This is a genomic window from Streptomyces sp. cf386 (genome assembly GCF_900103585.1).
Taxonomy (GTDB): domain Bacteria; phylum Actinomycetota; class Actinomycetes; order Streptomycetales; family Streptomycetaceae; genus Streptomyces.
This window is the reverse complement of sequence record NZ_FNHV01000010.1, coordinates 1-12,204: the sequence shown is the minus strand read 5'-3', so window position 1 is coordinate 12,204 and position 12,204 is coordinate 1. Positions and strand designations below refer to the sequence as shown.

The 12,204-nt window shown below is 69.3% G+C and carries 13 protein-coding genes; 3 read left to right on the top strand and 10 right to left on the bottom strand.

From position 1 onward, the window contains the following. Positions 1 to 3: 3 nt before the first annotated feature. The 6 genes from BLU79_RS25115 to clpS all read right to left on the bottom strand — a co-directional run bounded on the left by BLU79_RS25115 (position 4) and on the right by clpS (position 3,906). Positions 4 to 282 (bottom strand): MoaD/ThiS family protein, encoded by a 279-nt coding sequence (locus BLU79_RS25115; protein WP_093908163.1) that lies wholly within the window; start codon positions 280 to 282, stop codon positions 4 to 6. Positions 283 to 367: 85 nt separating this feature from the next. After that, on the bottom strand, positions 368 to 463 hold the full coding sequence (locus BLU79_RS50065) for a putative leader peptide (protein WP_311737150.1): 96 nt from the start codon (positions 461 to 463) through the stop codon (positions 368 to 370). A gap of 79 nt (positions 464 to 542) precedes the next feature. After that, positions 543 to 965, bottom strand: coding sequence for a M67 family metallopeptidase (locus BLU79_RS25110; protein WP_093908162.1), 423 nt, complete (start codon positions 963 to 965; stop codon positions 543 to 545). Between the two features lie 159 nt (positions 966 to 1,124). Beyond that, a complete protein-coding gene (locus tag BLU79_RS25105) occupies positions 1,125 to 2,564 on the bottom strand; it encodes an amino acid permease (RefSeq protein WP_093908161.1) in 1,440 nt (479 codons plus the stop codon). Between the two features lie 377 nt (positions 2,565 to 2,941). After that, entirely contained in the window at positions 2,942 to 3,550 is a 609-nt protein-coding gene (locus tag BLU79_RS25100) for a DUF2017 domain-containing protein (protein ID WP_093908160.1), read from the bottom strand. A gap of 38 nt (positions 3,551 to 3,588) precedes the next feature. Next, positions 3,589 to 3,906, bottom strand: coding sequence for an ATP-dependent Clp protease adapter ClpS (clpS, locus tag BLU79_RS25095; protein WP_093908159.1), 318 nt, complete (start codon positions 3,904 to 3,906; stop codon positions 3,589 to 3,591). Between the two features lie 92 nt (positions 3,907 to 3,998). Here clpS and BLU79_RS25090 point away from each other — a divergent pair, with 92 nt between their 5' ends. Together BLU79_RS25090 and BLU79_RS25085 are read left to right on the top strand one after the other, a co-directional pair. After that, entirely contained in the window at positions 3,999 to 5,357 is a 1,359-nt protein-coding gene (locus BLU79_RS25090; RefSeq protein ID WP_093908158.1) for a nicotinate phosphoribosyltransferase, read from the top strand. 136 nt (positions 5,358 to 5,493) lie between these two features. Next, a complete protein-coding gene (locus BLU79_RS25085; RefSeq protein WP_093908157.1) occupies positions 5,494 to 6,084 on the top strand; it encodes an isochorismatase family protein in 591 nt (196 codons plus the stop codon). A 111-nt stretch (positions 6,085 to 6,195) separates the two neighbouring features. Here the strand turns inward: BLU79_RS25085 and BLU79_RS25080 are convergent, their stop codons facing one another. Continuing rightward, positions 6,196 to 6,540, bottom strand: a complete 345-nt coding sequence (locus BLU79_RS25080) for a hypothetical protein (RefSeq protein WP_093908156.1) — start codon at positions 6,538 to 6,540, stop codon at positions 6,196 to 6,198. Between the two features lie 122 nt (positions 6,541 to 6,662). After that, entirely contained in the window at positions 6,663 to 9,011 is a 2,349-nt protein-coding gene (locus BLU79_RS25075) for an immune inhibitor A domain-containing protein (protein ID WP_093908155.1), read from the bottom strand. Positions 9,012 to 9,407: 396 nt separating this feature from the next. Between BLU79_RS25075 and BLU79_RS25070 the strand changes: the two genes are divergently transcribed. Next, positions 9,408 to 9,656: a hypothetical protein gene (locus BLU79_RS25070; protein WP_093908457.1), complete on the top strand. Its 249-nt coding sequence runs from the start codon at positions 9,408 to 9,410 to the stop codon at positions 9,654 to 9,656. A 26-nt stretch (positions 9,657 to 9,682) separates the two neighbouring features. Here BLU79_RS25070 and BLU79_RS25065 read toward each other — a convergent pair whose 3' ends face one another. Both BLU79_RS25065 and BLU79_RS25060 read right to left on the bottom strand, forming a co-directional pair. Continuing rightward, entirely contained in the window at positions 9,683 to 10,330 is a 648-nt protein-coding gene (locus BLU79_RS25065; RefSeq protein ID WP_093908154.1) for an RDD family protein, read from the bottom strand. A 125-nt stretch (positions 10,331 to 10,455) separates the two neighbouring features. After that, a complete protein-coding gene (locus BLU79_RS25060) occupies positions 10,456 to 12,027 on the bottom strand; it encodes an RDD family protein (RefSeq protein WP_093908153.1) in 1,572 nt (523 codons plus the stop codon). Between the last annotated feature and the right edge of the window lie 177 nt (positions 12,028 to 12,204).

Below are 12,204 nucleotides of genomic sequence, written 5' to 3'. Positions count from 1 at the left end.
GGATCAGGCCATACCGCCGGCCACGGCCGGCAGGATCGTGACGTTGTCGCCGTCGGCGAGCTTGGTGTTGATGCCTTCGAGGAAGCGGACGTCCTCGTCGTTCAGGTAGACGTTGACGAAGCGACGCAGTTCGCCGCCGTCCACGATGCGGGCCTGGATGCCCGCGTGCCGGGTCTCGAGGTCGGTGAACAGCTCGGCGAGGGTGTCACCGCTGCCCTCCACCGCCTTCTGACCGTCGGTGTAGGTGCGGAGGATGGTGGGGATGCGGACCTCGATGGCCATGGTTGCGGGCTCCTGTCGGGAGTAAAGGGGTCAGTGGGCGCACGACGGCACGCCGCGGCTCACGGCCGTACGGCGGCAGGGAACGTCAACAGATGGCGCTGTTCAGCCTGCACAGGTCGACGTGCAGCCGCGCCACGAGCAGCACGCTCGGCGCCTTGTCGCTCACGTCGTTCAGAACCATGGGGTCATCGTATCGATTCCCGGTCAGGGCCCTGGAGTGTGATCTCGCATACTGGATGGATTCCGGCCGAATAGCGAGATCAGTACGACTCCACCACCGTGACCTCCTCCTCCGTGACCTCGCCTTCCACGATCCGGAACGAACGGAACTGGAAATCGCCGAGGCCGTCGGTGTCCGCGGTGGAGACGAGGACGTAGTGGGCGCCGGGCTCGTTGGCGTAGGAGATGTCGGTGCGCGAGGGGTAGGCCTCGGTGGCGGTGTGGGAGTGGTAGATGACCACCGGCTCCTCGTCGCGGTCGTCCATCTCGCGGTAGAGCTTGAGAAGGTCGCCGGAGTCGAACTCGTAGAACGTGGGCGACATGGCCGCGTTCAGCATGGGGATGAAGCGCTCGGGACGGTCCGAGCCGGCCGGGCCCGCGACGACGCCGCACGCCTCGTCGGGGTGGTCCTTGCGCGCGTGGGCGACGATCTGGTCGACGAGGGCCTGGGTGATGGTCAGCATGCCCGTCAGGATAAGCAGAGGGGCCGCCCCGTACCGAGGGATGGTACGGAGCGGCCCATATGCCGGACGTGGGTTACGTCCTGGGATGTGGACGTCCTGAGCGGCGGCCACAGGGAGCGCCACGAGTGCCCCCTGCGGCGGACGTCCACGGTCTTGGTGTCAGCCGACCTTCTCGAGCTCGGGCTCGTCGCCACCGCGAACGGTGATCTGCGGGTTGCGCCTCTTGAGGATCGCCCAGCCGATGCCCAGGGCCACGGCCCAGCCGGCCGCGACGTACAGGCAGATCCGCGCGTCCTTGTCGTACGCGATCATGAAGGTCACGCCGATGAGGAAGAGGAGCGCCACCCAGCTGAAGATCGCCCCGCCGGGAGCCGGGAAGGACGAGGCGCGCAGTCGGCCCGCGTCGACCGCGGCGCGGTAGCGGATGTGGCTGACGAGGATCATCATCCAGGTCCAGATGCCTGCCGCGGTGGCGACGGAGGTGACGTACTGGAACGCCTTCTCCGGGACGACGTAGTTCAGGACGACGCCGATGCCCATGAGCGCGACGGAGACCGCGATGCCGATGGCGGGCGTCTTGCGGGCGGTGAGCTTGCCGAAGGCCTGCGGAGCCTCGCTGTTGGAGGCGAGGTCGCGCAGCATCCGGCCGGTCGAGTACATCCCCGAGTTGCAGGACGACAGGGCCGCGGTGAGCACCACGAAGTTGACGATGCCCGCGGCGAGCGGGATGCCGATCTTGCCGAAGGCGTGGACGAACGGGCTCTCGCCCGCGGAGAACTCGGTCCACTTCACGACGGACAGGATGACCAGCAGCGCACCGACGTAGAAGACGATGATGCGCCAGGGCAGGGTGTTGATGGCCTTGGGCAGGGTCTTCTCGGGGTTCTCGGACTCGCCCGCGGTGACGCCGACGAGCTCGACGGCGAGGTAGGCGAACATGACGCCCTGGAGCGTCATCAGGCTGGAGCCGATGCCGTTCGGGAAGAAGCCGTCGTGCGCCCAGAGGTTGGAGACGGTGGCGGTGTCACCGGCGTCGGAGAAGCCGAGGGTGAGCACGCCGAGGCCGATGACGATCATGCCGATGATGGCCGTGACCTTGATCATCGAGAACCAGAACTCGACCTCGCCGAAGATCTTGACGGAGATCAGGTTGACGCCGAAGAGCACCACCAGGAACACCAGGGCGCTGACCCACTGCGGGATCTCGGGGAACCAGAAGTGGATGTAGATCGCGGCGGCCGTGAGCTCGGCCATGCCGGTGACCACCCACATGAGCCAGTACGTCCAGCCCGTGACGAACCCGAAGAACGGGCCGAGGAACTCGCGGGCGTACTCGGCGAAGGAGCCGGAGACGGGCCGGTAGAGGAGCAGTTCGCCCAGGGCCCGCATGATGAAGAAGATGACGACGCCCGCGAGGGCGTACATGAGGATGATGCTGGGGCCGGCCTTCGCGATGTTCGCTCCGGCACCCATGAACAGCCCGACGCCGATGGCGCCGCCGATCGCGATCATCTGGACCTGACGGCTGCCCAGGCCTCGCTCGTACCCCTCTTCCGGGGCACCCGTGACCTTCTCGTCAGTGACCTTCGCAGAGGTCATGTGTAGTGCGCCTTTCTCCATGCCGACCCGGGCCTTCGTCGGCCTCGGATCGGGTCTCGATCCCCCCGGATTGCTGGAGCTGTGCCTGACCGACGATCCGCCGATCATGTGGCGCACCCGGCCGAACATTCGGGTGGTGCTCGTCGGGCGTCGTGAAGATTTATCACGGCCGTAACAGTGATCGGGCCCAGGACATGTGGCGCATCGCACAGGAAGAACCGGACAAACAGCACCACCGCCCGCAGAGCGGGCGGCGGCGGTGACGCGATCGTTATCCGGATTTGAGCGTCCGCTGAGCGAACACAAAACCATCACAGATCGTCAAGAAAAGGGGCACGACGAGTTCAGGAGGACGAGTTCAGGAGAGGGAGCACGCCTTACGGCATCAGCGTCGCGACCAGCGTCTCCTGGAGCCCGCCCAGCCACAGATACGCCATCACCATCGGCTTGCGCGGATCCTCGTCCGGGAGCCGGTAGAGCAGCTCGGTGTCGTCCTCGTCGGCGATGTCCAGCCGGGAGCCGATGGCCAGGCGCAGGTCGTTGAGGGCGCCGAGCCACTGCTGCGACTCCTCGACGGAGAGCTTGAGCACCGCGCCGCCCTCCCCGGCGGAGGCGGCGCTGAGCGCGTCCAGGGAGTGCACCACCGCGAGCGCACCCGCTCGCTTGCCGGCCCGCAGGTCGTTCTCGGTGTAGCGGCGGAACTCCGCGGAGTACGCCCGCTGCTCCTCGGCCTCCTTGGCCTGCGGGGTGCCCTCCGGGTCGCTGTAGGCGTCCGGGAACAGGCGCCTGAGGACCGGGTCGGCCGGCGGTTCGCTCGGGCCCTCGGCGAAGAGCTCGGCGAGCGGGTCGTCGGAGGCGTCCCCGCCGGGGCCGGGGCCGATGAGCTCCAGGAGCTGCACGGCCAGCGACCGGATGATGGAGATCTCGACGTCGTCGAGGGCGACGGCCGCGCCGCCGCCGGGGAGCGGTTCGAAGGTTCCTGGCATGGAGGCGATTCGCTACTTCCGGTCCTGCGGGCGGGAGGTCATTTGCGGTCGTGCTGAAGGGTGGCCCACAGGCCGTAGCCGTGCATGGCCTGCACGTCGCGCTCCATCTCCTCGCGGGTACCGCTGGAGACGACCGCCCGGCCCTTGTGGTGGACGTCGAGCATGAGCTTGGTGGCCTTGTCCTTGGGATAGCCGAAGTACGACTGGAAGACGTACGTCACGTAGCTCATGAGGTTGACCGGGTCGTTGTGGACGATCGTGACCCAGGGGACGTCCGGCTCGGGTACGGCGAAGGTCTCTTCCGCCGTTTCGGTGCGTTCGATCTCTACGGGAGCGGGTGACGTCACACAGCCCATGCTGCCACCGGAGGGGGGTGGTCGCACAAATCCTCGGCGAACACCGGGGACCAAATCGTCAGACTGACGAGATGGGGGTACCATCGGTTGCCATGAACACAGCGGACCTTGGGCTGCCGGTGGACGTTCCCTCGACGGCGCTCTTCACGGACCAGTACGAGCTGACGATGCTGCAGGCCGCCCTGAAGGCGGGCACCGCCGAGCGACGGTCGGTCTTCGAGGTCTTCACCCGCCGACTGCCCAACGGGCGGCGCTACGGCGTCGTCGCGGGCACCGGCCGCGTCCTGGACGCCGTCGAGAACTTCCGCTTCGACGGGGACGTCCTCGGCTTCCTGCGCGAACGGAAGATCGTCGACGAGGAGACCCTGAAGTGGCTGGCCGGCTACCGCTTCTCCGGCGACATCTGGGGCTACCCCGAGGGCGAGGTCTACTTCCCCGGCTCGCCGATCATGCGGGTCGAGGGCACCTTCGCCGAGTGTGTGCTGCTGGAGACGGTGATCCTCTCCATCCTCAACCACGACTCCGCGATCGCCGCGGCCGCCTCCCGCATGTCGTCGGCCGCCGGTGACCGCCCGCTCATCGAGATGGGCGCCCGGCGCACCCACGAGCTGGCCGCCGTCGCCGCCTCCCGCGCCGCCTACGTCGGCGGCTTCGCCTCCACCTCCGACCTGGCCGCCGGCTTCCGCTACGGCATCCCCACCGTCGGCACCAGCGCCCACGCCTTCACCCTCCTGCACGACCGCGAGCGGGACGCCTTCCAGGCCCAGGTGGACTCCATGGGCCGGGGCACCACGCTGCTGGTGGACACCTACGACGTCGCCGAGGCGGTCCGTACGGCCGTGGAGGTCGCCGGGCCCGAGCTGGGCGCCGTCCGGATCGACTCGGGCGACCTGCTGCTGGTCGCGCACCGGGTCCGGCAGCAGCTGGACGAGCTGGGCGCGACGGACACGAGGATCATCGTGACCTCCGACCTGGACGAGTACGCCATCGCCTCGCTGGCGGCGGCGCCGGTGGACGCGTACGGCGTCGGCACCCAGCTGGTGACCGGGTCCGGGCATCCGACCTGCTCGATGGTCTACAAGCTGGTCGCCCGTGCCGAGTCCACCGACCCGATGGCCCCGCTGGTGGCAGTGGCGAAGAAGTCGAGCGGCGGCAAGACCTCCATCGGCGGACGCAAGTGGGCCGCGCGGCGCTCCGACGAGTACGGCGTCGCGGAGGCCGAGGTCATCGGCACGGGAGCGGTTCCGGCGGAGCTCGCCGAACGGCAGCTGCTGGTCGAGCTGGTCAAGGGCGGTGACGTCGTGGCGCGCGAGCCGCTGGACGTCGTACGGGACCGGCACGCGGCCGTCCTGGCGGACCTGCCGCTGTCCGCGACGCAGCTCTCGCGCGGGGAACCCGTCATCCCGACGGAGTATGTCAACGGGCGCTCGGGTAGCCAGACGGGGTCGTGAAGCGAGTGCGCCCGGCGCGCTCACCCCATGCCCCCTCCCGCACCCGACGCGAAGTCTCTAGGCTCGGAAGTTCACGGCCGGGCCCGCACGCTCTCACCGTCCCGACCTCAGCGTCCATAACCGAAGGACACCGACCATGCGCCGCGCCTTGATCGTCGTAGACGTGCAGAACGACTTCTGCGAGGGAGGCAGCCTCGCGGTGGCCGGCGGTGCCGACGTGGCCGCCGCCGTCACCGAGCTGATCGGGCAGGCGGCCGGGTCCGGCTACCAGCACGTCGTAGCCACCCGCGACCACCACATCGCGCCCGGCGGCCACTTCTCCACGAACCCCGACTTCGCCCACTCCTGGCCGGCCCACTGCGTCGCCGGCACGGAGGGCGTCGGCTTCCACCCGAACTTCGCCCCCGCGGTCGCCTCCGGCGCGGTCGACGCCGTGTTCGACAAGGGGGCGTACTCGGCGGCGTACAGCGGGTTCGAGGGGGCCGACGAGAACGGGGTGAAGCTGGCCGACTGGCTGCGGGCCAGGGCGGTCGCGGAGGTGGACGTGGTGGGCATCGCCACGGACCACTGCGTGCGCGCCACCGCGCTGGACGCGGCGCGGGAGGGCTTCCGTACTCAGGTGCTGCTGGACCTGACCGCGGGTGTGGCTACTGAGACCACCGAGCGGGCGTTGGAGGAGATGCGCGAGGCGGGGGTCGAGCTGCTGGGGAAGCCCGTGGTCGCGTAGCGCCGGGCGCTCTGCGGTAGTGCCGCGATAGGCCGTCGGGCGGCTGCGGCGGCGTTGTGGCTGGTCGCGCCCGCGCGGCGGAGCCGCATATCGATGCAGCCCCGCGCCCCTTCAGGGCGTTGCAGCGGGCCTTCTCAGCAACGCCCGGATCGGGTGCCACAGCTCCTGCATCAGCTCTGGAGCGGTCGCGACACCGTTGTCGGGTGCCGTTCGCCATATCAGGCCGTCCGGGTGGTGCAGGACCGCCGTGATCTCGTCCGGGGTGGGCGGGGAGCCGTTGCCGCGCAGGTACACCGCGCGCATGCCCAGGTTGCGGAGCCTGGTCAGGGCTCGGGCGCGGTTCTGGGCGTGGACGAGGACACGGACGCAGCCCGTGCCGTCGGCGGTGGGTCTGGGCAGTTCCAGCGCCACCACCACGCTGCCGGTCGGCAGCTTGCAGAAACCTCCTGCGGCCATGCGGTCACACCCCCGTGCGAGTCGGTGTCAATAAGGGAAGCACAAGGTGCACCTAAACACGATCGGCGGCAACCCCGCCAGGGGGTCGCCGCCGATAGCGCTCTGACCTGCTAAAACGTGGATTACTTCACCGCGGGAGTGACCTCGACCGTGATCGTCGAGCCATTCGAGGCTTCCTTGATGATCTTGATCTTGGTGTTGGTGTCAGTGATCTTGACACCCGCCGTCGGGGTCGCCGCGTCGTAGTACGTGTTGGTGCGGTCGTTGAAGACCGACACCCCCGCACGCGACGGGATCTTCGCCGCGACGTCCGCGTTGTGCAGCGTCATGCCGTCCGTGCGGAAGCGGCTGAACGGTGCGTCGTAGGACTGGATGCGGTTGCGCATCAGCGTGCCGTCGGCCCACTTCAGCGGGGTCGGGTGGGAGTCCACCGGGAGGACCAGACCGACACCGGGGTGCTTGCTGGTGTTGTTGTCCGCCTGGGAGGTGTCCCACTTCCAGATCAACAGGCCGTTCTGGTAGGCGTAGTGCTCCACCCAGTCCGGACGGGTCGTCGAGAAGCCGAAGTTGTACGGGCCGGTCTTCAAGACCTTGTCGTACGACACGTACTGGCGGTTCTCGGCGATGTAGTACTGCGCGTAGTCGTCCGTGATGGACGCACCGATGCGCGAGAAGCCCTTGGTCTTCCAAGCCGCGTCCGCGCTCTCGGCGTTGTCGGAGAACACCGCGGTGCCGTCGGCGGTCACGGTGATCTCGTCGGCCGCGAAGCCCTTCTGGGCCACGCCGCCGTCCGTCTGGTAGCGGAAGCGCAGGTCGATCTTCTTGCCCGCGTAGGCGTCGAGCGGGAAGACCAGCTTCTTGTAGGCGTCCACCGTGCCCGTGAGCGCCGGCTTGCCGCTGGCGTCCTTCGGGAGGGCCGCACCGTCGACCGTGCCGTCGACGGCCGTCCAGTTGGCGCCGCCGTCGGTCGAGACCTCGGTGTAGAGGTAGTCGTACTCGGCCTCGATGTCGTACCAGCCGTCGAGCGTCAGCGAGGCAGCGGACTTGCCCGTGAGGTCCACGGAACGGGTCAGCGTGTTGGCGAGGTTGTCGCCGCTTCCGCTCCACCACTGGTTCGCACCCTGGGCCGGGGCGACGATCTCGGTGGTGACCTTCTTCTTGGGCAGCTCGACGACGAGGGCCTGCTTGTGCCGGGTGTTGTACTCGGCGACGCCCAGCTTGTGCTCGGACTCCGTCGCGGCCTTCGCCGTGTCGTAGTTCAGCCAGCCCAGCTGCAGCTTGTCCCAGGCGGTCATGTCGCCGGGCAGGTCACCGATCTCCTGCTTGCCGGTGCCGAGCCAGGAACCGGAGGACATCAGGGTCCAGAAGCCGGTGGAGTTCTCGCCGCCGGAGGTGTCGTAGTGGTCCGGCAGGCCGAGGTCGTGGCCGTACTCGTGGGCGTAGACGCCGAGGCCGCCGTTCTCCGGCTGGACCGTGTAGTCGCCGACCCAGACGCCGGTGTCGCCGATCTTCGCGCCGCCCAGCTTGTTGCCGTCGGGGCCGGTGGCACCCGCGTCGGTGCCGAACGCGTACCAGCGGTGGGCCCAGATCGCGTCGGTGCCCTGCGCGCCGCCGCCCGCGGACTCGTCCTCACCGGCGTGCACGACCTGGAAGTGGTCGATGTAGCCGTCGGACTCGTTGAAGTCGCCGTCGCCGTCGAAGTCGTAGCGGTCCCACTGGTCGAACTGCTTGACGTCCGCCTTGATCTCGGCGTCGGTCTTCCCAGCTGCCTTCTGCTGGGCGACCCACGCGTTCAGACCGTCGCTGACGACGTTCCAGACACTGGAGCAGTTGGTCTGGCCGCAGGCGTTGTTGCCGTACCGGGCCTCGTTGTACGGGACCTTGACCCAGTCGGTGACCTCACCGTCGACCGAGTAGCGGCCCGAGGACTGCTTCTCGTAGTACTTCTTCAGCGACTCGGTCTTCGCGCCGGTGCCGAAGTAGAGGTCCTGGTAGTGCTTCTGGTTGTAGTCGGCCTGCCAGGCCGTCGAGTTGTCCTTCTTGCGGTCGGGCGCGGCTATCTGGTTGTGGGCCGGGCCGGGCGTGCCGCCGAACTCGCTGATCTGGTCACCGAACTCGACCAGGATCGTGAATATCTTGTCGGTCTGCTCACGGCCCAGCTCGACGTACTTGCTGTCGCCCTTCTTGCTCTTGAGCTCGACGACCTTGGAGCCGGCACGCTCCTTCACCTTGGCCTTGCCGGATATGACCTGGTTCAGCGCCTCTTCGCGCTGCGCCTCCAGGGTCTTGCTCAGGGGGCCTTCCAGGTTGTGGTCGGCGTGAGGGTGCTCCGCCGGGTCGTGGCGCTCCACGGACGGTGCCGCCGCGCCTTCGTCGGCCTGAGCCACCGCGAAGGTCGAGAACGTCGCCGCTGCCGTCGCGAGCGCGACGGTGGTTGCCGCCGCTCTGAACGTCCAGGGTCTACTGGTCACTTGCTTCCTCCCCCGCGTCCGGGCGCGCGGAAGGAGGTCCTGGTCTCGGAGGGTCCGCGCACGCCTGATCAACGCGTGTAGTCAAGTGACGACATTTGACTAGAGGTTAAGCAGAAAAAACAGACCTTGACTTGAACAAGTCAAGTGCACTATGCGGAGTTGATGTTCGTTTTACGGACAACTACTCCCCTACCAACAGGCGCGTGCGCCCGTCCACTTGCTGGACGCCATGACTCCGTGCGCCCCCCGTGCACCGGCACTGTTGGTCAGGTCACGCTTACGGTTTGTTCCCCTCGGGCATGCACGCGGTTAGAGTCGGATGGCGGAACGCCCGGACGTCGGCGGAAAGCCAGGCCGAAACCCCCGTGCACCCCTGATTCCGAGGACACGATGATCATGCCTCGTCCGACCGCCGCACAGCTCTCCTACGGCTCGTGCACCGTGATCTTCTCGACGCTCGCCATGCTGCTGCTGTCACAGACGAGTTCGGGCGCGGGGATCGCCGTCATCGCCGTGGCGGCGCTCCTGCTCGGGCTGCTGGTCGCCATGACGGTGCCCCTGCCGAAGAAGTCCCGCGTAGTGACGGTGCGCAAGCCCGTCGGCGACCGGGAGCAGACCGAAGAGCCCGTCCTGACCCAGTCCTGACGCAGTCCTGACCGTGCCGGCATACGTCAGCCGTCGGTGCTGACCACCACCGTCTTCGCCGCCTTGTCGTGCAGGCCCTGCTTGTAGGGCTTGTCGAAGAAGCTCCAGCCGCCGCAGATGACGGTCCAGATGCAGGCGCAGCAGAACGCGAACGGGATCCACAGCACCGCCGCCCGCATCAGCGAGGTCTGCACGGACGGTGTGTCGCCGTTGTCGAGGTTGGCGACCCGCATGTTGAGCAGCTTCTTGCCGAGTGTCTGCCCCGTCCTGGCGATCAGGAAGGTGTCGTAGCCGATGAAGAGCACGGCGGCGACCAGCGACTGCGCGAAGGACTTGCCGTACTCCACCTCGTCGGTGTCCATGTCGTACGAGGTGACGCCGAATCCCCAGGTGAGCAGCCAGACGACGACGCCCACGAGGATCATGTCGATGATGCGCGCCAGTGTGCGCTTGCCGCTGTCCGCGAGCGGCGGCATCCCGGCGAGCGGGTCGGTGGGATACCCGCCGCCGCCGTACGGATCACCGCCACCGCCGTAGGGCGGCGGGGGCTGGCTGCCGTACGGCGGTTGATCGCCGTACGGCGATCCCGAGCCCTCGGGCGGCGGGGGCTGTTTCCTGAACGGGTCGTCTTCCGGAGGCGGCTGACCGGAGCCGGGCGGCGGTTCGCTGCTCATGGCCCGAGTCGACCGCGAACCCCGCGACTTCGCATCCGGCGCGGGGCCGTCCGGAGTACGGAATCGTCCGGGCCGTTCGCCTCAGGGGGTGACCCCGCGACGGGCGTAGGACGGACGTACCCCGGTCAGCCGGCGACGAACGTGCGGGCCGCTTTGTCGTGCAGGCACTGGTGCCAGGGCCGGTCGAACAGGCACCACGCCACGCCGACGACGCCGATGACGAGCAGGTTGGGGACGGTGAAGACGAGCCAGCGGCGCAGAGCCGCGCCGAACTCCGGGGGCTCGTGGGCCTCGATGTCCCGCACCTCCAGGCCGAGCAGCTTCTTGCCCAGCGTGCGGCCCCACTTGGCGGTGGGCAGGACCTCGTAGACGAGCCCGACCAGCAGCAGGACGGCCAGGGTGATGCCCAGGTACACCGATGTCGTGCCGTCCAGCAGCCACACGGTGACCGTCTCGCCGGAGAGCTTGGCGGCGTCGATCTTCTCGTTGACGTGGTCGATCGCCTTGATGCCGAACGGCACGGCGGCGGCCGAGGTGACGGCGGCCACCACGAAGTTGTCCAGCATCCGGGCCACCAGCCGCTTGCCGAGGTTCGCGGGGCGGGCGGAGGCCTGGCGCATGGCGGCGGCCTGGAAGATGTCCTCGACCGGGGGCTTCCACGGGGCGACCGGCTGCTCGTCACCCGCGAGCCGGTGCACCTGCTGCGCCCAGGAGGCCTGGCCGCCGCCGGCCCCGCCGGCCATGGGCGCCGCGGACTGCGGGCCGCCCTGCTGGGGGACGCTCGGGGCGGCCTGCTGCGGGCCCGAGAGGCCCGCGGGAGCGGTACCGGCGGCCTGGGGGCCTGCCGCGGGCTGCGCGCCCGCCTGAGCCTGTCCCTGGGCCCCTGCGGCACGGTCGGCGGCGGCCTTCCCGGCGCCGAAGCCGGGGCCCTGCGGGGCACCGGCCGCCGGGGGGTGGCCCGCGTCCGGACGTGCGGCGCCCGAACCGGCGGACGCGCCCGTGCTCCCGGCCTGCGCCCCGGCCGCCCCGCCCTGCTGCCCCGTGCGCGGGGACAGCGCGCGGATGGCCATGGTGCCGTCGACGGGCGCGGGGCCCGCGGGGTTGGGGATGTGCGGAGTGGCCTGCTCGGGAGTGCCGGAGGAAGGCGCTCCACCGGCTGCTCTCCCGGCTGCTCCCCCGGCCCCCGCGACCGGCCGACGGATCATGAACGTGTCACCGGAGGCGAGGCTTCCGGAGTCCGCTTCCGGCTCGGCAGGGGGGATCGTCGCCGAGCCGTCCGTACGGGCTGCCCGGCCGTCCGGCTGGGCCACGCGCGGGTCGGTGCCCTGCGGGGCGCCCCAGGAGACGCGGTTCTCCTGGTCGCCGCCGAACCCGGACTGCCGCGAGGGGTCGGCGCCCCAGGCGGACGCCGGCTCAGGACGGCTGCCGTGCTGGGCACCGTCCGGTGCGGGCTCCTGGGCCGGCTCCTCGTCGAAGAAGTGCGGGCCGGTCTCCTCCACCGAGGCGGCCTGCGCGGGCTGGGCCGGCTGCGCGCCCGGCGGCGGGGCGAGCGTTTCGCCGTCCGTCGGTGCCGGACGGCTGGTGCCCGGCACCCAGGAGGCGCCGTTCCAGTACCGGACATATCCAGGAATGGACGGGTCCGGGTAGTACCCATCGCGGGGCCTGTCGTCACCCGGGGCCGGGGTTGGGGCGCTCATGTCCGTCGTCCGGTATCTGCTCGAGGGTCAATTGGGGGCCTCCACATCTATCAGACCGACGCAACAAGCACCGCCGGTCCCGCAGGACCCACCCCTTTCCGGGCAACCTCGTACACGGACTTCACAACGAACGGAAGCCCGGCGCGGAACACCGGCGCAACCCGGTCGGGGCCGGGT

What these genes read in the sequence shown, in the direction of transcription:
- BLU79_RS25065 (WP_093908154.1), bottom strand. Translation starts at nt 10,330, where the DNA reads ATGAGCAGCGAACCGCCGCCCGGCTCCGGTCAGCCGCCTCCGGAAGAC.
- BLU79_RS25070 (WP_093908457.1), top strand. Translation starts at nt 9,408, where the DNA reads ATGCCTCGTCCGACCGCCGCACAGCTCTCCTACGGCTCGTGCACCGTG.
- BLU79_RS25080 (WP_093908156.1), bottom strand. Translation starts at nt 6,540, where the DNA reads ATGGCCGCAGGAGGTTTCTGCAAGCTGCCGACCGGCAGCGTGGTGGTG.
- BLU79_RS25115 (WP_093908163.1), bottom strand. Translation starts at nt 282, where the DNA reads ATGGCCATCGAGGTCCGCATCCCCACCATCCTCCGCACCTACACCGAC.
- BLU79_RS50065 (WP_311737150.1), bottom strand. Translation starts at nt 463, where the DNA reads ATGGTTCTGAACGACGTGAGCGACAAGGCGCCGAGCGTGCTGCTCGTG.
- BLU79_RS25060 (WP_093908153.1), bottom strand. Translation starts at nt 12,027, where the DNA reads ATGAGCGCCCCAACCCCGGCCCCGGGTGACGACAGGCCCCGCGATGGG.
- BLU79_RS25105 (WP_093908161.1), bottom strand. Translation starts at nt 2,564, where the DNA reads ATGACCTCTGCGAAGGTCACTGACGAGAAGGTCACGGGTGCCCCGGAA.
- BLU79_RS25090 (WP_093908158.1), top strand. Translation starts at nt 3,999, where the DNA reads ATGAACACAGCGGACCTTGGGCTGCCGGTGGACGTTCCCTCGACGGCG.
- BLU79_RS25100 (WP_093908160.1), bottom strand. Translation starts at nt 3,550, where the DNA reads ATGCCAGGAACCTTCGAACCGCTCCCCGGCGGCGGCGCGGCCGTCGCC.
- BLU79_RS25110 (WP_093908162.1), bottom strand. Translation starts at nt 965, where the DNA reads ATGCTGACCATCACCCAGGCCCTCGTCGACCAGATCGTCGCCCACGCG.
- BLU79_RS25085 (WP_093908157.1), top strand. Translation starts at nt 5,494, where the DNA reads ATGCGCCGCGCCTTGATCGTCGTAGACGTGCAGAACGACTTCTGCGAG.
- clpS (WP_093908159.1), bottom strand. Translation starts at nt 3,906, where the DNA reads ATGGGCTGTGTGACGTCACCCGCTCCCGTAGAGATCGAACGCACCGAA.